At 62.2% G+C, this 19,117-nt stretch carries 19 protein-coding genes; 14 read left to right on the top strand and 5 right to left on the bottom strand.

The genetic code is table 11. The features are described 5' to 3' along the window. The 4 genes from FHT75_RS00685 to FHT75_RS00670 all read left to right on the top strand — a co-directional run bounded on the left by FHT75_RS00685 (position 1) and on the right by FHT75_RS00670 (position 2,832). The gene (locus tag FHT75_RS00685) at positions 1–1,110 is read left to right on the top strand and encodes a FecCD family ABC transporter permease (RefSeq protein ID WP_097595705.1); all 1,110 of its coding nucleotides are present in this window, start codon (positions 1–3) and stop codon (positions 1,108–1,110) included. A 24-nt stretch (positions 1,111–1,134) separates the two neighbouring features. Further along, complete coding sequence (locus tag FHT75_RS00680; RefSeq protein ID WP_097595704.1) at positions 1,135–1,929, top strand: heme ABC transporter ATP-binding protein; 795 nt, start codon at positions 1,135–1,137, stop codon at positions 1,927–1,929. Positions 1,930–2,076: 147 nt separating this feature from the next. Further along, positions 2,077–2,421, top strand: coding sequence for a DUF883 family protein (locus FHT75_RS00675; RefSeq protein WP_063474405.1), 345 nt, complete (start codon positions 2,077–2,079; stop codon positions 2,419–2,421). A 9-nt stretch (positions 2,422–2,430) separates the two neighbouring features. After that, a complete protein-coding gene (locus FHT75_RS00670; RefSeq protein WP_063474404.1) occupies positions 2,431–2,832 on the top strand; it encodes a hypothetical protein in 402 nt (133 codons plus the stop codon). 382 nt (positions 2,833–3,214) lie between these two features. On the opposite strand, the gene FHT75_RS00665 is transcribed toward FHT75_RS00670, so the two are convergent. Continuing rightward, on the bottom strand, positions 3,215–3,772 hold the full coding sequence (locus tag FHT75_RS00665) for an RNA polymerase sigma factor (protein ID WP_007630757.1): 558 nt from the start codon (positions 3,770–3,772) through the stop codon (positions 3,215–3,217). 9 nt (positions 3,773–3,781) lie between these two features. After that, on the bottom strand, positions 3,782–3,988 hold the full coding sequence (locus FHT75_RS00660) for a NepR family anti-sigma factor (RefSeq protein WP_024319398.1): 207 nt from the start codon (positions 3,986–3,988) through the stop codon (positions 3,782–3,784). 256 nt (positions 3,989–4,244) lie between these two features. Here FHT75_RS00660 and FHT75_RS00655 point away from each other — a divergent pair, with 256 nt between their 5' ends. The 4 genes from FHT75_RS00655 (at position 4,245) to preA (ending at position 9,324) form a co-directional block, all read left to right on the top strand. Beyond that, entirely contained in the window at positions 4,245–5,039 is a 795-nt protein-coding gene (locus tag FHT75_RS00655; RefSeq protein WP_047618726.1) for a response regulator, read from the top strand. A 190-nt stretch (positions 5,040–5,229) separates the two neighbouring features. Beyond that, positions 5,230–6,225 (top strand): sensor histidine kinase, encoded by a 996-nt coding sequence (locus tag FHT75_RS00650; RefSeq protein WP_047618776.1) that lies wholly within the window; start codon positions 5,230–5,232, stop codon positions 6,223–6,225. A gap of 408 nt (positions 6,226–6,633) precedes the next feature. Continuing rightward, entirely contained in the window at positions 6,634–7,995 is a 1,362-nt protein-coding gene (locus FHT75_RS00645; protein ID WP_063474403.1) for an NAD(P)-dependent oxidoreductase, read from the top strand. Positions 7,996–8,010: 15 nt separating this feature from the next. Continuing rightward, positions 8,011–9,324, top strand: coding sequence for an NAD-dependent dihydropyrimidine dehydrogenase subunit PreA (preA, locus tag FHT75_RS00640; RefSeq protein ID WP_047618719.1), 1,314 nt, complete (start codon positions 8,011–8,013; stop codon positions 9,322–9,324). Between the two features lie 69 nt (positions 9,325–9,393). Here preA and ftrA read toward each other — a convergent pair whose 3' ends face one another. Beyond that, positions 9,394–10,395: a transcriptional regulator FtrA gene (gene ftrA, locus FHT75_RS00635; protein ID WP_063474402.1), complete on the bottom strand. Its 1,002-nt coding sequence runs from the start codon at positions 10,393–10,395 to the stop codon at positions 9,394–9,396. Between the two features lie 71 nt (positions 10,396–10,466). On the opposite strand from ftrA, the gene FHT75_RS00630 reads away from it, so the two are divergent. After that, positions 10,467–10,877 (top strand): rhodanese-like domain-containing protein, encoded by a 411-nt coding sequence (locus FHT75_RS00630; protein ID WP_063474401.1) that lies wholly within the window; start codon positions 10,467–10,469, stop codon positions 10,875–10,877. A 104-nt stretch (positions 10,878–10,981) separates the two neighbouring features. Here FHT75_RS00630 and FHT75_RS00625 read toward each other — a convergent pair whose 3' ends face one another. Then, positions 10,982–12,004, bottom strand: a complete 1,023-nt coding sequence (locus FHT75_RS00625) for a zinc-dependent alcohol dehydrogenase family protein (RefSeq protein ID WP_063474400.1) — start codon at positions 12,002–12,004, stop codon at positions 10,982–10,984. A gap of 101 nt (positions 12,005–12,105) precedes the next feature. Here FHT75_RS00625 and FHT75_RS00620 point away from each other — a divergent pair, with 101 nt between their 5' ends. From FHT75_RS00620 to FHT75_RS00610, 3 genes are all read left to right on the top strand, one after another. Next, on the top strand, positions 12,106–13,005 hold the full coding sequence (locus tag FHT75_RS00620; RefSeq protein WP_063474399.1) for a LysR family transcriptional regulator: 900 nt from the start codon (positions 12,106–12,108) through the stop codon (positions 13,003–13,005). 158 nt (positions 13,006–13,163) lie between these two features. After that, entirely contained in the window at positions 13,164–13,730 is a 567-nt protein-coding gene (locus FHT75_RS00615; protein ID WP_063474398.1) for a biliverdin-producing heme oxygenase, read from the top strand. After that, on the top strand, positions 13,727–16,294 hold the full coding sequence (locus FHT75_RS00610) for an HWE histidine kinase domain-containing protein (RefSeq protein ID WP_063474397.1): 2,568 nt from the start codon (positions 13,727–13,729) through the stop codon (positions 16,292–16,294). Before FHT75_RS00615 ends, FHT75_RS00610 begins: the two co-directional genes overlap by 4 nt. A gap of 3 nt (positions 16,295–16,297) precedes the next feature. On the opposite strand, the gene FHT75_RS00605 is transcribed toward FHT75_RS00610, so the two are convergent. After that, the gene (locus FHT75_RS00605; RefSeq protein WP_063474396.1) at positions 16,298–16,948 is read right to left on the bottom strand and encodes a TetR family transcriptional regulator C-terminal domain-containing protein; all 651 of its coding nucleotides are present in this window, start codon (positions 16,946–16,948) and stop codon (positions 16,298–16,300) included. Between the two features lie 301 nt (positions 16,949–17,249). Between FHT75_RS00605 and FHT75_RS00600 the strand changes: the two genes are divergently transcribed. Both FHT75_RS00600 and FHT75_RS00595 read left to right on the top strand, forming a co-directional pair. Further along, positions 17,250–18,503, top strand: coding sequence for a Zn-dependent hydrolase (locus tag FHT75_RS00600; protein ID WP_063474395.1), 1,254 nt, complete (start codon positions 17,250–17,252; stop codon positions 18,501–18,503). Then, positions 18,503–19,108 (top strand): hypothetical protein, encoded by a 606-nt coding sequence (locus tag FHT75_RS00595; protein ID WP_063474394.1) that lies wholly within the window; start codon positions 18,503–18,505, stop codon positions 19,106–19,108. The genes FHT75_RS00600 and FHT75_RS00595 overlap by 1 nt, the downstream gene beginning before the upstream one ends. The last annotated feature ends 9 nt before the right edge of the window (positions 19,109–19,117 follow it).

The following is a 19,117-nucleotide window of genomic DNA, read 5'->3' as shown; positions in this document are numbered from 1 at the left end:
ATGGCCCTGCCGCAAGCCATGGAACGAGGGCGACACGTGTCGATGGCAGACATGCGCGAAATCAGGCCGGCGGGCGACCGGACGCGGCTTGCCTTGCTGGCAATCGTTCTGCTTGCCGCCGGCTCGGTCTTCTCGATGCTGTTTTCGGTGACGACAGGCGCTTCAGATGCCTCGATCCTCGACGTTATCAGCAAGATGGCCGGCTCCGAGACGGCGCTCAGCATGCGTGACCGGATCATCATCTTCGATATCCGCCTGCCCAGGGCGATCCTCGGCTTCCTGATCGGCGCCTCGCTCGCGGTTTCCGGTGCGGTGATGCAGGGCCTGTTCCGCAATCCGCTGGCCGATCCAGGCCTCGTCGGCGTCTCCTCCGGCGCAAGCCTCGGCGCAGTCACCATCATCGTGCTCGGCGGCGGCATCGCAGCCCCGCTCTCAGCCCTTCTCGGCATATACGCTCTGCCGGCGGCCGCCTTCGGCGGCGGTCTCGTCACGACGCTGTTGCTCTACCGGATCGCCACCCGTCACGGCCAGACCTCCGTGGCAACGATGTTGCTTGCCGGCATTGCACTCGGCGCGCTTGCCCTCGCCATGACAGGACTGCTGATCTACATGGCCAACGACCAGCAGTTGCGCGACCTGACCTTCTGGAGCATGGGCTCGCTTGCCGGCGCCACATGGACGAAGATCGCCGCGGCCGGCCCAATCATCCTGTTGTCCTTCACCGCCCTGCCCTTCATGGCGCGCGGCCTCAATGCCATCACGCTCGGCGAGGCGGCCGCCTTTCATATGGGCGTGCCGGTGCAACGGCTGAAAAATGTCGCGATCGTCGGGGTCGCCGCGGCGACCGGCGCGTCCGTCGCCGTCAGCGGCGGCATCGGTTTCGTCGGGATCGTCGTGCCGCATATCCTGCGCATGGCGATCGGCCCGGACCATCGTTTCCTGTTGCCGGCCGCAGCGCTTCTCGGCGGCTCGCTGCTGATCTTCGCGGATGTCCTGGCGCGCACCCTGGTTGCGCCGGCCGAACTGCCGATCGGCATCATCACCGCGGCGGTCGGCGGGCCGTTCTTCCTGTGGATCCTGCTGAGGCAGCGTTCGCGTCTTGCGCTGTGAGCGGATGTTGTGAGTGACGTTCAGATGATCGAAGTTTCCGGCGTCTCCGTGCGCCTTTCCGGCAAGGCCATCATCAGCGACGTTGCCTTCACCGCAAAGGGCGGCGAACTGACGGCGATTGCCGGACCGAACGGCTCCGGCAAGACGACGACGATGAAAGCCATCTCCGGCGAACTTGCCTATGGCGGCTCGGTGCGCATCGGCGGCGACGAGGTCAAGGGGCTGAAACCCTGGCAGCTTGCCGCCATCCGCGGCGTGCTGCCGCAGGCAAGCACCATCTCCTTTCCCTTCACCGTGCGCGAGATCGTCCGCATGGGCCTGACATCAGGCCTCAACCTGCATCCCGACAAGGCCGAGCAGACGGCGGCGGCCGCGCTCGCCTCCGTCGACCTGACCGGCTTCGAAGGCCGTTTCTATCAGGAACTCTCCGGCGGCGAGCAGCAGCGCGTGCAGCTTGCCCGCGTGCTCTGCCAGATCGCCGAGCCCGTCGTCGATGGCAAGCCCTGTTGGCTGCTGCTCGACGAGCCGGTCTCGAGCCTCGACATCAGCCACCAGCTGACCATCATGACGCTCGCCCGCAACTTCTGCCAACGCGGCGGCGGTGTCATCGCCGTCATGCACGATCTCAACCTGACGGCGCTCTTTGCCGACCGCATCGTGCTGATGAAATCCGGCCGCCTCGCCGCCGCCGGCAGCATCGGTAACGTGCTGACCGACGAAACGATGCTGTCGGTGTTCGGCTGCGCGCTGCGGATCAATCAGGTGCCGGCCGACGGCACCCCCTTCGTGCTCGCCCACAGCGCCGTTTCCCGCCCCTGAGCCTGTCTGCACGGAACTTTTGACCGTGCGACACGTTGTCGGCAGTGATCTGGGTCAATGCCGGGCGATATGATTCATGCAACGGACGGTGGTGACCCACGTGCGAAACAGGCGAGCTTGCGCGCGCCCCAGCCAATGGAGACAGCCATGAGCTATTCTATCTTCCAGTCCGGCCGCAGCCGCCGCAACGGCACCTTCCACAATTTGGAATCCGGCATCGAGGAGCAGATCGAAGCGTTGCGCGACGAACTCGCGGAACTGACCCGCCTCGTTGGCAAGAGCTCACGCCACCAGGGCGACAAAATCCGCGGCCAGGCCAGCGCCGGCTATGAGGAACTGCTCGGCCGGAGCGAGGATCTGCTGCGCGAATTGCAGCAGGGCTATGAGCGCGGCGCAACCGAAATGCGCGAGACCGTGCGCAAGCATCCATTGGCAACGATCGGCGCCGCAGCCGCTTTCGGCCTTGCCATCGCCTTCCTCGCCCGGCGCTGAGGAAGCGCGATGCTGTTATCGATCCTCAGCCTGCTGACGGGCGCAAGCGTGCACCGCACCGTTGCACGCGCCAAGCGCAATGGCATCTTCATTGCGCTTGCCGTGCTCTTCCTCCTCACCGCCTACGCGCTGGCCGTCACCGCCGGCGCCATCTGGCTCGCCGGCATCTACGGCCCGGTCGGCGCGGCCCTCTTCCTGGCCGCCTGCGCGCTGCTGATCGCCATCATCGCGCTGGTGGTGATGGCGATCATCAACGCCCGGGAAGCGCGCCGCGCCCGTGAACGCCGCGCGGCACTGGAATCGCTGGCAACGGTCGGGCTCGGCCTCGTCCGCGCCCAGCCGCTCCTGACCGCCGGCGTCCTGGCGGCAATCGTCGCGGCCAATCTGGTGGGCTCGAAGCGCGAGGATTGATTGAGGTGGCAACCCACCTGCTCCTATCCCGCAACTGTCACGAGAATGGAGAGGGGAAAGTATTTCCTCTTCACATTACCAGCGGAAGATTAGGCATGACTCCCACCTCGCTCTCCCTCATTCCTGTGCTTGTCACAGGAATCCAGCTACGGCGCGTTCCGCGCGGTGAATGAACCGACACGGCAGGTGGGAAAAACCTTTCGCGCCCAAGGACTTGGGCGCACTGGATTCCTGTGACGAGCACAGGAATGAGGGACGAACAGTAGTGCGCGTTAGACAACTATCCACCACTTTTGGATACACGCCCTTCTAACACTCCCACGAACGCAAAAAAGCCGGCGCCCGAAGGGGCAGCCGGCCTTCCTCCCAAGTATAACTCTTGTCAGAAGGCAAAGGCCTTCGACGTCAGCGGCGCCGACGTGGCGTCGGGGCCGAAATCCGCCTCGCCTGATATCTGCAGCAATTCCTGCAGTCGCTGGCGGGCCCGGTTGACGCGGCTCTTGATGGTGCCGACGGCGCAGCCGCAGATTTCGGCGGCCTCCTCATAGGAGAAACCCGAGGCGCCGACGAGGATGATCGCTTCGCGTTGGTCCGGCGGCAGCTGGTCGAGCGCCTTTTTGAAGTCCTGCAGATCGAGCGCGCCATATTGCGAGGGATGCATCGCCATCGATTCCGTAAACAGCCCGTCGCTGTCCTGAACCTCGCGGCCGCTCTTGCGCATCTGGCTGTAGAGTTCGTTGCGCAGGATCGTGAAGAGCCAGGCCTTCATATTGGTGCCCATCTCGAAATGATCCTGTTTGGCCCAGGCTTTCATGATGGTGTCCTGGACGAGATCGTCGGCACGGTCGTGCCGTCCGATGAGCGAGATCGCGAAGGCGCGAAGACTGGGGAGTGCCGCCAGCAGTTCCCGCTTGAAGCTGGGTTGCGCTTTATCTTCCATGCGGCGATCCTATTCGGCCATTTTGGCGGAAGCCATCATTTCAGCATGGTCGAGCTTTTCGAGAAGGTCGAGAAAACGATCGGGAATCGCTTCATCCTGTGCGGCCGCATAAAGCGACCGCAACCTGACGCCGATCTGATTGTTCGGGTCCAGGATGTCGCTTGCCCGCAGCTCCAGCTTTCGCTGATCGGCTGCCTCTTTCTTGCGTGTAGTCATCAATTCGTCTTCTCGCCGGTTGTCTGTTAGAGGGGCGTGCAGGGGATCAATCATGATTTCAACCATCGACTCCGAACGTTCCAGTGTCGATGTCGCCAGTATTTGCCGTTGCATGGGTCAAAACGCTACGCCCTTTCATTGTCGGCTGGAATAATGCGGCGCGACAAAAAAAGTTCCTCCCGTTCCGGAACTTTTTTAGCAAGGCGACGTTAACCGCTCATTGAAGCCAATGCCGGCCTGTATGCAGGAGCCATTAATGACACTTTCTACTCGAATTGCGCCGCACCTTCCTTATCTGCGCCGCTATTCCCGCGCCCTCACCGGCACCCAGACTTCGGGCGACGCCTATGTCGCCGCCGTCCTCGAAGCCATCATCGCCGATCTGTCGATTTTCCCGGATACGGCGAACGACCGGGTCGCACTCTACAAACTGTTTACGCAACTGTTTGGTTCCACCGCAGTCCAGATTCCAGAGCCGACTTCGCCCTATGCCTGGGAGCAACGCGCCACACTGAACCTTTCCAAGGTTTCGCCTCGTGCCCGTCAGGCCTTTTTGCTCGCCTCCGTGGAAAATTTTCGCGTCGCCGAAATCGCCGATATCCTGGAAACCGAGGAACAGGACGTCATGCATCTGCTCGACGTGGCCTCGCAGGAAATTTCCCGTCAGGTCGCCACCGATATCATGATCATCGAGGACGAGCCGCTGATCGCCATGGATATTGAGCAGATGGTCGAAAGCCTCGGCCATCGCGTCACCGGCATCGCCCGCACGCATGCCGAAGCCGTCGCGCTCTACAATAAGACCAAGCCGAGCATGGTGCTGGCCGACATCCAGCTTGCCGACGGCAGTTCCGGTATCGACGCAGTCAACGACATCCTGAAGACGTCGAGCGTGCCGGTGATCTTCATCACCGCTTTCCCTGAACGGCTTCTGACCGGCGAGCGCCCTGAGCCGACTTTCCTTGTCACCAAGCCCTTCAATCCGGACATGGTCAAGGCACTGATCAGCCAAGCTCTTTTCTTCAACGAATCGACCAGAGTGGCCGCCTGAGACGCAATTTTCCGGACTTCGGAACCAAATCGCCAAAGCATGCGTTCCGGTGCTACCGGGACTCCGGTGGCTTTAACGGTTTTTGCAGCGCTTTGTTCTAGAGTTGACAGGCGGTGTCTGGAAGGGCGCTCCCTTCAGCGACGTTCAAGATGTCACAAGGAAAGGCGGTCGAGTGAATACGACTGAACCATTGTCCGGCGTGCCTTTCACCTTCGAAGGCAAAGCCGCAATGATGGAACGCGCGCTCGGCAGCGCCGGGATTTCAATCCTCTGCCAAGACGCCCGGCTGTCGATCTTCTACGCCGAAAATCTGCCGCCGCATTTTGCAGCGCTCTTTATGCCCGGCAACAGCGACGCTGCCCTTTTCGGCGACGCCCATGGGCGATATCTGACAGCGCTGAAACACAAGGTGCTGGAAACCGGGATCCCCAACAATGCCGAGGTCGAGATCGACGTCGACGGCGAAAGGCGTACCTATGAACTGAAGATCCAGCGCACCGGTGAACGCGGCGCGCACGGACTTCTCTCCGTCATGGCCGAAGTGACCGAAAGCCGGCACCGCGAAAAAGTGCTGAAATCGCTGCTGCGCGAACTCTCACACCGCTCGAAGAACCTTCTCGCCATCATCCAGGGGATTGCCACGCAGACCGCGCGCAACACGCTGTCTCTCGACACCTTCCTCCTCAAATTCCGCGGACGGCTGCAATCGCTTTCCAACTCGCAGGATCTGATTACCGATTCGAGCTGGCGCGGCGCCTATCTCTTCGAACTCGCCGAAAAGCAGTTCGCCCCCTATTGGCCGGAAACATCAGGCTCCATGCCGATCTATGGCATCAATGCGCATCTGACGCCGAATGCCGCCGTGCATCTCGGGCTCGCCCTCCACGAACTCATCGTCAACTCCGCCTCCTACGGCGCGATATCAGGCGGCGCCGCCTCGATCACGCTGAATTGCCGCGAAGCCGCAATCGGCGACAGGAAGGCGATCGAAGTCGCTTGGGCGGAGGTGCTTCATGATCAGTCGGAAGTCCACGAATTCAGCGACAACAGCTTCGGCCGCACCGTGCTGGAGCGGGTCGTGCCTTCGTCGGTCAATGGCAAGGCGGAGCTGAAACTCGTTCCCGGCCGCATCGAGTATCGCCTGACCATTCCGGAAACCGAATTCGAGATCTTCAAACGCGTGTGAAAGCCTGGAAATAGGCGCCAAACGGAAAAACAGCCGGTGCGAGGGCGGCGCACCGGCTGTCTTCACTCACCGGGAGGGGACCGTGAGTACGTCCGGATAGTGGGTTGGGGGCGCGCATGTTGGGTCGATGCGATCACCATCCGGATATCGCAATAACGGCGACATCAAACTTTGGTTCCCTCCGATCGGAAAAAAATTCGACTTTTTTGAATCTTTTTTCCGATGCCCTTGGCGCGGGGCGCGTCCAGCCATTTCACGAATGCGGACCAGATAAATTCTTCCAATAAAAACAATTGATTACTTGGCATCCAGCAAGAGAAAACCGTCAAAATTTTACCGTTTGATAAATTTTTAAACCTGAGTTACGCTTTCCCTCACAGGCCGTTTACCAATAATGAGGGAACTTCAATGGAACGACTGGAAACTGGGATTCATGCTGGCCGGCTTTCGCCCGCCGAGTATGAGGCTAATTTTTCCGATCTGCATCCGCGCCTCGACAATCACGAGGCGCTGGTCGCCGCCGACCGCTGTTATTTCTGTTATGACGCGCCGTGCATGACGGCCTGTCCCACCTCGATCGACATTCCGCTGTTCATCCGCCAGATTTCGACGGGCAATCCGATCGGCTCGGCAAAGACGATCTTCGATCAGAACATCCTTGGCGGCATGTGCGCCCGCGTCTGTCCCACCGAAGAACTCTGCGAACAGGCCTGTGTGCGCAACACGGCCGAAGAGCGGCCCGTCGAGATCGGCCGCCTGCAGCGTTATGCGACAGATGCCGCCATGCAGGCCGGCAAGCAGTTCTATGCCAGGGCCGAACCGACCGGAAAGACGATCGCCGTCGTCGGCGCAGGCCCAGCCGGCCTTGCCGCCGCCCATCGCCTGGCCGTGAAAGGCCATTCCGTCGTCATCTATGATGCCAGGGAAAAATCCGGCGGCCTCAACGAATACGGCATCGCCACCTATAAGACGGTCGACGATTTCGCCCAGAAGGAAGTCGACTACATCCTCTCGATCGGCGGCATCGAGGTCCGGCATGGGCAGCTTCTCGGCCGCAATTTCTCGCTTGCCGATCTGCAGGCCCAATATGACGGCGTCTTCCTCGGTATCGGCCTTGCCGGCGTCAACGCGCTGCGCATCGAGGGCGAGAACCTCGCAGGCGTCGACGACGCCGTCGATTTCATCGCGGCACTGCGTCAGGCTGAAAACAAGAGCGAAATCGCCGTCGGCCGCCGCGTCGTCGTCCTTGGCGGCGGCATGACGGCGATCGACGCTGCCGTGCAGGCGAAGCTGCTTGGCGCCGAGGAGGTGACGATCTGTTACCGCCGTGGCAAGGAACACATGAACGCTTCGGAATTCGAGCAGGATCTGGCAAGCTCCAAGGGCGTCATCATCCGCCACTGGCTGGCGCCGAAATCGATCCTGTCGCAGGACGGCAAAGTCGCCGCCATCGAAGTGGAATATACCAAGCTTCTCGAAGGCCGCCTGGTCGGCACCGGCGAAACCGGCGTCATTGCCGCCGACCAGATCTTCAAGGCGATCGGCCAGACGTTTGACGCCTCCGGTCTCGGTTCGCTGCGCATGGAAAGCGGCCGCATCGCCGTCGATGGCGAAGGCCATACCTCGCTCGACGGCGTCTGGGCCGGTGGTGACTGCGTCTTCGGCGGCGACGACCTCACGGTTTCCGCCGTCGCCCACGGTCGCGACGCGGCTGAATCCATCCACCGCACCCTCACCGCGGCCGCCGCTCCGGCTGTCGCGGTTGCATGAAGGGGAGAATGAACAATGGCTGATCTCCGCAATAATTTCGTCGGCATCAAGTCCCCGAACCCGTTCTGGCTGGCGTCGGCGCCGCCGACCGACAAGGCCTACAACGTCGAGCGTGCCTTCAAGGCCGGTTGGGGCGGCGTGGTCTGGAAGACGCTGGGCGAGGAAGGCCCGCCTGTCGTTAACGTCAACGGCCCGCGCTACGGCGCGATCTGGGGCGCCGACCGCCGCCTGCTGGGGCTGAACAATATCGAGCTCATCACCGACCGCGACCTCTATACCAACCTGCGGGAAATGAAGCAGGTGAAGATGAACTGGCCGGACCGGGCGCTGATCGCCTCGATCATGGTACCCTGCGAGGAGCAGGCCTGGAAGGCGATCCTGCCGCTGGTCGAAGAGACCGGCGCCGACGGCATCGAGCTCAATTTCGGCTGTCCGCACGGCATGTCCGAGCGCGGCATGGGTTCCGCGGTCGGCCAGGTGCCGGAATATATCGAAATGGTCGTGCGCTGGTGCAAGCAGTACACCCGAATGCCCGTCATCACCAAGCTGACGCCCAACATCACCGATGTCCGCCGCCCCGCCCGCGCCGCCAAGGCGGGCGGCACCGATGCCGTCTCGCTGATCAACACGATCAATTCGATCGTCTCCGTCGATCTCGACAACTTCGCCCCCAACCCGACGGTTGGCGGCAAGGGCAGCCACGGCGGTTATTGCGGCCCGGCGGTCAAGCCGATCGCGCTCAACATGGTGGCCGAGATCGCCCGTGATCCCGAAACCTACGGCCTGCCGATCTCAGGCATCGGCGGCATCACCACCTGGCGGGACGCGGCCGAATTCCTCGTTCTCGGCGCCGGCAACGTCCAGGTCTGCACAGCGGCGATGACCTACGGCTTCAAGATCGTCCAGGAGATGATCACGGGCCTCTCCGACTGGATGGACGAAAAAGGCCACCGCAACCTCGACGACATTACCGGCCGCGCCGTGCCCAACGTCACCGACTGGCAGTATCTGAACCTCAACTACATCGCCAAGGCCAAGATCGACCAGGACGCCTGCATCAAGTGCGGCCGCTGCTACATCGCATGCGAGGATACCTCGCACCAGGCAATCACCAACTTCGTCAACGGCGCTCGTCATTTCGAGGTGATGGACGAGGAATGCGTCGGCTGCAATCTCTGCGTCAGCGTCTGCCCGGTCGAGAACTGCATCACCATGGAGCAGCTTCCCGCCGGCACCCTCGACAAGCGCACCGGCCGCGTCGTCGACCCGAACTATGCCAACTGGACGACGCACCCGAACAACCCGATGGCACGCCAGGCGGCGGAATAGGGATTTGCAACGCCGCGGAAATCCGCGGCGTTGCAGTCTTGCCAGTAACGTTCGAAGCCTCGGGCCAATTTAACCGCCGAACGACTTCCGATAGGCATTGGGGCTCGTCCCGAGCCGCCTGCGGAAATGATGCCGCATCGTCGCCAGTGTTCCAAAGCCGCTGGCGACGGCGATATCGTCGAGCGAAACGGCAAGTTCCCTCTCCAGCAGATCGCGGGCATGGCGCAGCCGCTCCGTCAGCAGCCATTCGCCGACGCTGAGACCCGTCGTCGCTTCGAAGCGCCGCTGAAAGGTGCGCATGCTCATACCGGCTCTTTTGGCAAGCAGGCTGATCGGCTGGTCCTCGGAAAGGCTTTCGCGCATCCATTCGATCAGCGGCCCCAAGCGGATGCCCTCGCGCTCCTCGGGAACCGGCGCGCGAATGAATTGCGCCTGTCCGCCTTCGCGATGCGGTGGCACGACCAGCCGGCGGGCGACGCTGTTTGCCGCCTCCGAACCGAAATCGCCGCGCACCACATGCAGGCAGAGATCGATGCCGGCAGCACTGCCTGCCGCCGTCAGCAGGCTGCCTTCGTCCATGTAGAGAACGTCGGCATCGAGCGTGATGTCGGGATAACGCGCGGCAATCGTGGCGACATAGCGCCAATGTGTCGTCGCCCTGCGGTTGGCAAGCAGTCCCGATCCGGCAAGAACTGCAACGCCCGAGCAGAGCGACATGATGCGCGCGCCGCGCTGATGCGCTGCCGTCAGTGCTCTCGCGAGGGGTGCCGGCACCGGCGCATCAATCGCCCGCCAGCCGGGCACGACGATCAGATCCGCCTCATCGAGCACCTCCAGGCCCTTGTCGACGGCGACCGTCAGCCCTCCGGCGGCGCGAAGCGGCCCCGGTTCGATGCCGCAGACCGAGAAGCGATACCAATCCTCCCCCATCTCCGGGCGTGGCAGGCCGAAGACCTCATAGACGATGCCGAATTCGAAAGTGCAGAGCCCGTCATAGGCAAGCGCTGCGACCAGCGGTCCTTTCGTCTGCTGCGGCGAGGAGTTTGGCATGATCTTTACGCTGTCAGTCATGATGGCCAATTTCGCAGAGCTTTAGCATCGGCGATACCAGGCTGCAATTCGAACCAAAAAGGAAATCGCAAATGCCAAGCCCCGTCGCAGACATCCCCGCCGCCGCTGCTGATATCGCCGCTGCCCATTTTGCCGCCAAGCTTGCCTTCGAGACCGATTGCTCCGACGTCCACGCAGCCTTTGCATCTGGCAAGGTCGATTTCGTTCTTCTCGACGTACGCTCGCCGACGCTCTTTGCACAGTCCCACATTCCCGGCGCCATCAACCTGCCGCATGGAAAGATGACGGCGCACCGCATGTCGGCCTGGCCCTCCGACACGCTCTTCGTCGTCTATTGCGCCGGCCCGCATTGCAACGGCGCTGACAAGGCCGCACTTCGCCTCTCCCGCCTCGGCCTGTCCGTGAAACTGATGATCGGCGGCATGACCGGCTGGGCCGATGAACGCTTCACCTTCGAACAAGGCGTTCCAGCCGCGGCCTGAGCGGCCTCCCTTCTCCGCCGGCAGCGCCGCGCGTCTTTTCAGATGCCCGGCGCTGTCGCCCTTTGAATGGCCGCATAACTTAATCGAACGGAAGATCGCGACCGTCAGAACTCGACGACCACCTTGCCAAAGGGCCCGCGATAGAGATGATCGAGCGCCTGCGGGAATTCGTCGAAGGCATAGCGCTTGTCGATCACGGGCTTCAGCCCGTTCTGGTCGACTGCCCGCACCAGGTCTTCCAGCGCGCGGCGATGGCCGACGGAAATGCCCTGCACGACAGGCGCCTTGAGCAGCAGCGGAGCGGCCTGGCCGGAGACTTCGAAGCCTTCGAGCACGCCGATCACGGAAATGCGGCCATTGATCGCCACCGCTTTCAGTGCCAGGTCGAGATGCGGGCCGCCGACGATCTCAAGCACGTGGTCGGCGCCATAGCCGCCGGTCAGTTGGTAGAGTTGCTCAACCCAGTCGCCCTCGCGGCGGTTGATCGCGTGATCGGCGCCGAGAGCAACGGCGCGCTCGAGCTTCTCCGCGCTGCCTGAGGTGATGAAGACCTCGGCGCCGTGCGCCTTGGCGATCTGCAGGCCGAAAAGCGCCACGCCGCCGGTGCCTTGCACCAGCACCTTGTCACCGGCCTTCAGACCGCCGCGTTCGATCAAGGCGAACCAGGCAGTCAGCCCGGCGCAGGGCAAGGTGCTCGCCTGTGCTGCATCGAGCGTATCGGGTGCGCGCGAATACCATTCCTCCGACAGAACGGTGTATTGGGAAAGGACGCCGGGATAGACGCCGCCGCGTGTCTTGTAAGGCGGCGTGCGGGCATCGCCCAACCCGCGTCCGTCGATCCAGTCGGGCGAAAAGGTCGAAATGACCCGGTCGCCCGGCTTGAAACGGGTGACCTCAGGCCCGACCGTCTCCACGACCCCCGCCATATCGGAGGCCGGCACGAAGGGAAATTGCAGCGGCAATCCCATACCGCTCTCCATCACCAGCCGGTCGCGGAAATTGAGCGAGACGGCTTCCGTCCGGACCAGGATCCTGTTTCCCGAAACCGGTTCGAGCCTCCGCTCGCCGACCGTGAGATTGTGCTCCGATCCAACCGCATCGATCTGCCATTGCCGTGTTGTCTGCATTGTCTTGCTCCTTGTCCATTGCAGGGAGCGAAAACATATCGTTGAATATTTTGCGCCAGTTGCGATATTAATTCGCCAGAATGGTTCCAAAGAGGAAACAAATGGAACAGCTGAAGGGGATCTCGATTTTTGTCGAAGCCGTCGAGGCAGGCGGCTTTTCGGCTGCCGCCGAGCGGCTCCACCTCACGCGCTCGGCCGTCGGCAAGACGATCGCACGTCTGGAACAGCGTCTCGGCGTTCGGCTTTTCAACCGCACGACGCGCATGCAGAGCCTGACCGAGGAAGGCCGTTTCTTCTACGAGCGCTGCCTGCGAGCGGTCGAGGAAATCCGCCTCGGGGAAGCCATGCTGGAATCCGGCCGGCGTGATGTGCGCGGCCGGTTGCGCATCTCCATGCCCGTGCTTTTCGGCCGCCATTGCATCGCGCCGATCCTCGCAAGCCTGCTCGATGAACATCCGGATCTCGAACTCGACCTTTCCTTCAGCGACCGGATCGTCGACCTGCTCGAGGACGGCTTCGACCTTGCCATCCGCAACGGACCGCTGAAGGACAATCCGGATCTGATGGCCCGGGCGATCGCCCGCCAGCGCATGACCGTCTGTGCATCGCCCGCCTATCTGGAAAGATATGGCGCGCCGCAGACGATCTCCGATATTCCGCTGCATGAAGGCATCGTTTACAGGCGGGGCGATAACGACAAAGGGTGGATATTCCCCACTGCAGCCGATCCCGGACGGCGGATGCAGCCGAAGGCACGGCTGCGGCTCGACGACCTCGCGTCGATTTCCGATGCCGCCGTCGCCGGGCGCGGCCTGGCCTGGCTGCCTTGCTGGCTGGTACGCGAGCAGGTGCTGGCAGGCCGGCTCATTCAGGTGCTGAAGCACGAACCGGCCAATGTCTTCGATGCCCATGCCATCTGGCTACGCTCCCCGGTCATGCTGCCCAAGGTGAGGCTCGCGATCGACACGCTCGCCGCCAGACTGCCCGCAATGATGGGCTGAACGTTGGGTGCTGATCGCCAATGGTGGATTGCAGCCACCAGCTGGCGAGAAACCTATGTTATTCCTAGCCGTTTCTCTGGAAATAACCCGATGCCGCAGTATATCGCTAGTTCGTCGCCCCTCATAGCGCACGCCATATCACTCGGAACACGGTCAGCATGTCACTTCGCAGCGCCCTCCGCGCACAAACAGCAGATTGCCACGCCGCGGTCGACACTCTCTTCGGCAGTTTCAACCTCTCACGCCCCCAGGATTACAAGGCCTTCCTGCGCGCCCATGCCCAGGTCGTACCATCAGTCGAACATGCGCTTGAGCAAGCCGGAATCGCCCGCCTGCTCCCCGACTGGACGGGACGAAGGCGTGCACACCTGCTCGCTGCCGACATAAGGGCGCTCGACGATCGATTGCCCCCGCTCCTTCCGCAACCGGCATTGCATTGCGACGCGGCGGTCTGGGGGGCTGCCTACGTCCTTGAAGGCTCCAAGCTCGGCGGCGCCCTGCTCGCCAAGGCCATCCCTGATCACTTGCCCGGCAGCTACCTGAGCCCGCAAGGCCCAAAGGACGCCATGCGGCTCTTCATGGATCGTCTTGACGGGAGCAACGTCGACGATCCCGCCGCTGCCATAACCGCTGCCCGCGATGTCTTCGACCTCTTCCTCAAAGCCGGGCAACTCGCGCTGGAAGCGGCCCCGATGGAAGCGGTCCCCACGGAAGCTGTCCAATGAGCGGCACGCACGAACCCGTCGATCTCACCAATTGCGACCGCGAGCCGATACACCAGCTCGGCTCGGTTCAACCCTTCGGTTTTCTCTTGGCGGTATCCTCAGATTGGATTGTCACGCGCGCCTCTACAAATCTGGTGGAGTTCCTCGGTGTTGCGCAGACCGACGCGATCGGCCGTCCCATTGTCTCCCTGATCACCCCTGAAGCACTCCACACGGTCCGCAACAAGCTGACCACGTTGCGCAGCTCCGACGTCGTCGAGCGCATTTTCGGCATTGCTCTGACGCCCGATCAAAACAGGTTCGACGTTGCCGTGCATCTGAACAAAGGTCAGGTCATCATCGAAGGCGAGCGCTGCCAGGAAGACAGGCGCGACGCCGCTTCCCTCTCAATGCGCAGCATGATGTCCCGCCTCGATCACACGGAAACAATGGAGGCTTTTTTCCGCGAAGGAGCAAGACAGGCGCGCGCCCTCACCGGCTTCGATCGGGTCATGGTCTACCGTTTCGACGAAAGCGGTTCCGGCGAAGTCGTGGCGGAAGCCGCCCGGGCCGGGATCGGCTCGTTTCTCGGGCTGCACTACCCGGCTTCCGACATTCCGGTGCAGGCACGCGCGCTTTATCTGCGCAACCTGTTCCGCATCATTGCCGATGTCGACGCCGTCCCGGTCCCGATCCTCCCGCCGCTCGACGAACACGGCCAGCCGCTCGATCTTTCCATGTCGGTCTTGCGTTCGGTCTCGCCGATCCATATCGAATATTTGAAAAACATGGGCGTTGGCGCCTCGCTCTCCATATCGATCGTCGTCGACGGCAGGCTCTGGGGCCTGTTTGCCTGCCATCACTACGGCCCGCGTCTGCCTTCGGCCCAAAGCCGCTCCACTGCCGAACTCTTCGGCCAGATGTTTGCTTCGCGCCTTGAAAGCCGCGAACGGCGGCAGGCTCTCGAATACGAGACCAAGGCGCGCCGCATCGCCGACCGGCTCCTCACCTCCGTGGCGGACAATGCAAGCCTGCTCGACGATCCCGCCTGGCTGATCGAGGCGCTTGCCGACGCCATTCCTGCCGACGGCATCGGCGTCTGGATCAACGGCCGGCTGGCACTTGCCGGCATCGGGCCGGACGAGAGAGGCTTCACAGCCCTCGTCCGCCACCTCAACCGCAATGCCGCCGGCCGCATCTATGCCGTGGACAGGCTCGCAGAAGCCTATCCGGATCTTGAAGTCGACGACGCGGTGGCGGGCATGCTCGCCATCCCCATCTCGCGTTCGCCGCGCGATTATGTCGTGCTTTTCCGTCAGGAATTGGTGCGCACTGTCCGCTGGGGCGGCGACCCGTATAAGCCGGTGGAGTACGGCCCTAACGGCCCGCGGCTGACGCCGCGCAAGAGTTTCGAAGCCTGGTCTGAACTGGTGCGCGGCCGCTCGCTGCCCTTCACCGAAGCCGAGCACCGCGTCGCCGAAACCATCCGCGTTACATTGATCGAGGTGGTGTTGCGCCTCACCGACGAGGTCAGCATGGCGCGCCAGACGGCAAACGAGCGCCAGGAACTGCTGATCGCCGAACTGAACCACCGTGTCCGCAACATATTGAGCCTCATCACCGGTATCGTCCGGCAGTCACAGGCAACCTCCGTCAGCCTTGGCGACTACATCCGCCAGCTCGAGGGCCGCATCCAGTCGCTCGCCCGTGCCCATGATCAGATTACCCGCGACCACTGGGCGCCCGCTTCGCTCCGGCAATTGCTGCTGGCGGAAACTGCCGCCTATCTCGGGAAAAACGCACAACGCATCCGGATGAGCGGCGAGGACGTACTGCTGGAACCGCAGGCATTCTCCACCGCCGCCCTTGTTTTCCATGAGCTGATGACCAACAGCGCCAAATACGGCAGTCTTTCCGGCAACGGCAGCGGCACCGTCGAACTCGGCTGGCGGCGCGACGACGAGGGCAATCTGCACATTGACTGGCACGAAAAGGACGGCCCGCCCGTCATCGAACCCAAACGCCACGGCTTCGGTTCGACCATCATCCGCCGCTCGATTCCCTATGACCTCGGCGGCAAGGCGGAGGTCCGCTACGCCAAGGACGGGCTCGAGGCGGATTTCTGCATTCCGGCGCGACATGTCGTCGGCCCGACGAGCGAACCGTCAAAGCCGGCTCCGGTCGGAGCGGCCGATCGCAAGACGATTGCCGACGCTCAGCCACTCTCCGGCCTGAATGTTCTGCTGGTGGAAAACAACCTGATCATCGCCATGGATGGCGAGGACATCCTGCGCCGGCTCGGCGCCGAGGTGGCAACGGCGCCAAGTGTCACCGAGGCGATGGAAATCCTGGCTGGCCGGTCCTTCGATCTGGCGCTTCTCGATGTCAATCTCGGCGATGAGACGAGTTTCGGGATCGCCGACCGGCTCGCAGCTGACGGCGTGCCCTTCATTTTTGCCACAGGTTATGGGGAAGGCATCGCCCAGGCGAACAGCCATTCGGACGCACCTGTGCTGCAGAAGCCCTATACGATGGAAGGCATGACGGATATTCTTGCCCGGGTGCCGCTTCCTAGGAGAGAGTAAAGGTCACGTCCCGATGGGATCCGGTCGCAGCCCGCCGATGAAGAGCTGCTCCAGAAACCGCGCCGCATCCTCGAAGCGCCCATCGCCGGAATGCTCCTGTCCGAGCACGGCCCGCACCTGGACGTCGAAATCTGCGTAATGCTGCGTCGTCGACCAGATGGAGAAGATCAGATGGTAGGGGTCGCATTTGACGATCTTGCCGGCTTTCGCCCAGGCGCGGATGACCTCCGCCTTCTCGTCGACCAGTTCCTTTAGCGGCCCCTTCAGCTCGTCCTCGATATGCGGCGCGCCCTGCAGCACCTCATTGGCGAAAAGCCGGCTCTCGCGCGGAAAATCGCGGGCCATCTCCAGTTTGCGTCTGATGTAGCTGCGGATTTCCTCCTCGGGATTGCCCTCGGCGTCGAAGGCCCGCAGCGGCTCCAGCCAAGTGTAGAGCACCCGGTCGATCAGCGCCCGGTGCATGGCTTCCTTGGTGCGGAAGTAATAGAGCAGATTGGGTTTCGACATGCCGGCCACTTCGGCGATCTGGTCGATGGTCGAGCCGCGGAAGCCGCTTGCCGAAAACACGTCGAGCGCCGCCTCCAGGATCTGCTCTTCCTTCTCCTCCTGGATTCGCGTCCGCCTTAGGGTTTTCGCTGCTCTCGGTATGGTCACAGGCTGTTATTTCCCCTTGAAATTCAACTTCTTCGCTCAAGTTTTGCCCGGAGACACCTCCTGCCGCTTTGTTGAGCAACTGCCCGTATTTTTATCGGCGATTTTCGTGATTTTCGTCTTGAGCCCGGCGGTGGAAGTTGTAATGTTTACCAATCGGTCAAATTATCCGCCAGATGAAAAACAAAGGCAACTGGCGATTTTCCGGCGCTCGACAAAACCAATAAGAAGCGCAGGAATAGACCACGGGAACAGGCAGGCATGCCCTTTGCATGACTGCCGCAAACAGGTGAGGGCATAGGAAATGGTGGCAGCACCAGGCGAGAACATGCGCGTCAATGGCGACCGTCTCTGGGACAGTCTCATGGACATGGCGAAGATCGGCCCCGGCATCGCCGGCGGCAACAATCGCCAGACGCTGACGGATGCGGATGCGCAAGGCCGCAGCCTCTTCAAGACATGGTGCGACGATGCCGGTCTGACCATGGGGATCGACCGCATGGGCACGATGTTCGCCACCCGCCCCGGCACCGATCCCGATGCCTTGCCGGTCTATGTCGGCTCGCATCTCGACACCCAGCCGACCGGCGGCAAATATGACGGCGTGCTCGGCGTGCTTGCCGCCCTCGAAGTCGTCCGCACCATGAACGACCTCGGCATCAAGACCAAACATCCTGTTGTCGTCACCAACTGGACGAATGAGGAAGGCGCGCGTTTTGCCCCCGCCATGCTGGCGTCGGGCGTCTTCGCCGGCGTGCACAGCCTGGATTTTGCCTATAATCGCAAGGACCCCGAGGGCAATCTGTTCGGCGACGAACTGAAGCGCATCGGCTGGGTCGGCGACGAAGAGGTCGGCGCCCGCAAGATGCATGCCTATTTCGAATATCACATCGAGCAAGGACCGATCCTGGAAGCAGAAGAAAAGCAGATCGGCGTCGTCACCCACTGCCAGGGCCTCTGGTGGCTGGAATTCACGCTGATCGGCAAGGAAGCCCATACCGGCTCGACGCCGATGAACCTGCGTGTCAATGCCGGCCTTGCCATGGCCCGCATTCTGGAAATGGTCCAGAGTGTGGCGATGGGCGAACAGCCGGGCGCCGTCGGCGGTGTCGGCCAGGTGTTCTTCTCGCCGAATTCCCGCAACGTGTTGCCGGGCAAGGTCGTCTTCACCGTCGACATCCGCTCGCCCGACAAGGAGAAGCTCGACCGGATGCGGGCCAAGATCGAGGCGAAGGCGCCCGAGATCACCGATGCGCTCGGCGTCGGCTGTTCCATCGAGGCAATCGGCCACTTCGAGCCGATCACCTTCGATCCGAAACTGGTCACCTCGGTGCGCGATGCCGCCGAGAGGCTCGGCTACAGCCACATGAACATCATCTCCGGCGCCGGCCACGACGCCTGCTGGGCCGCCAAGGTTGCACCTGCGACGATGGTCATGTGCCCGTGCGTGGGTGGTCTCTCTCACAACGAGGCCGAGGAGATTTCCAAGGAATGGGCGACGGCTGGAGCCGACGTGCTGTTCCATGCGGTGGTCGAGACGGCGGAGATCGTGGTGTGATGACGTCAGACTTGCCGACGACTTATCTCGATTATCCTGATGCTTTTAAGTTCTACTTTCAGCAAACTCCCGACGATCTTGCATGGGCTAGTGCCAATGAGACGCCGGTGAACGAAGGTCCGTGGGGCGATGTACCTGGCATGCAGATTTTCTACATTGGCATCAACACGGCAGGCGAGCGGATCAGGCTTCCGCAAATATCGAGCCTTTGGCGCTATAAACCTTCTGGTGTTCAACTGGCCCATTCAGATGACCGCGACCCAGATGCGCCCCACCAGACCTATTATATCTCTGGGCCTGGGACTGGCGTCGTTCGAATCGAGCTCGGCCCCTCCATGCCCGGCATACTGATCAAACGCCCCCAGGGCAGCCAACCCGTACAGTCAACCGGGCTGATCGACGGCAAGGATTTCTACTTTCGCGAAAGCGATGGTTTTTGGTCCTTGTCAATCGGCGGCACCGATGTCGTCGAGCGGCCCGACTGGTATTATGAGGAAGAGCATGACGCGCACGATGAGTTGAGCGAGGCGGACGTCTACAGCCTTATCGCCAAGGGTGCGGAACTCCTTAGAAACGGCACACTGACGATGGCAGTGGAGCCATAAGAGCAACAA

This window comes from Rhizobium sp. BK112 (genome assembly GCF_014193215.1).
Lineage (GTDB): Bacteria > Pseudomonadota > Alphaproteobacteria > Rhizobiales > Rhizobiaceae > Rhizobium > Rhizobium anhuiense.
This window is presented reverse-complemented; position numbering and strand designations above follow the sequence as displayed.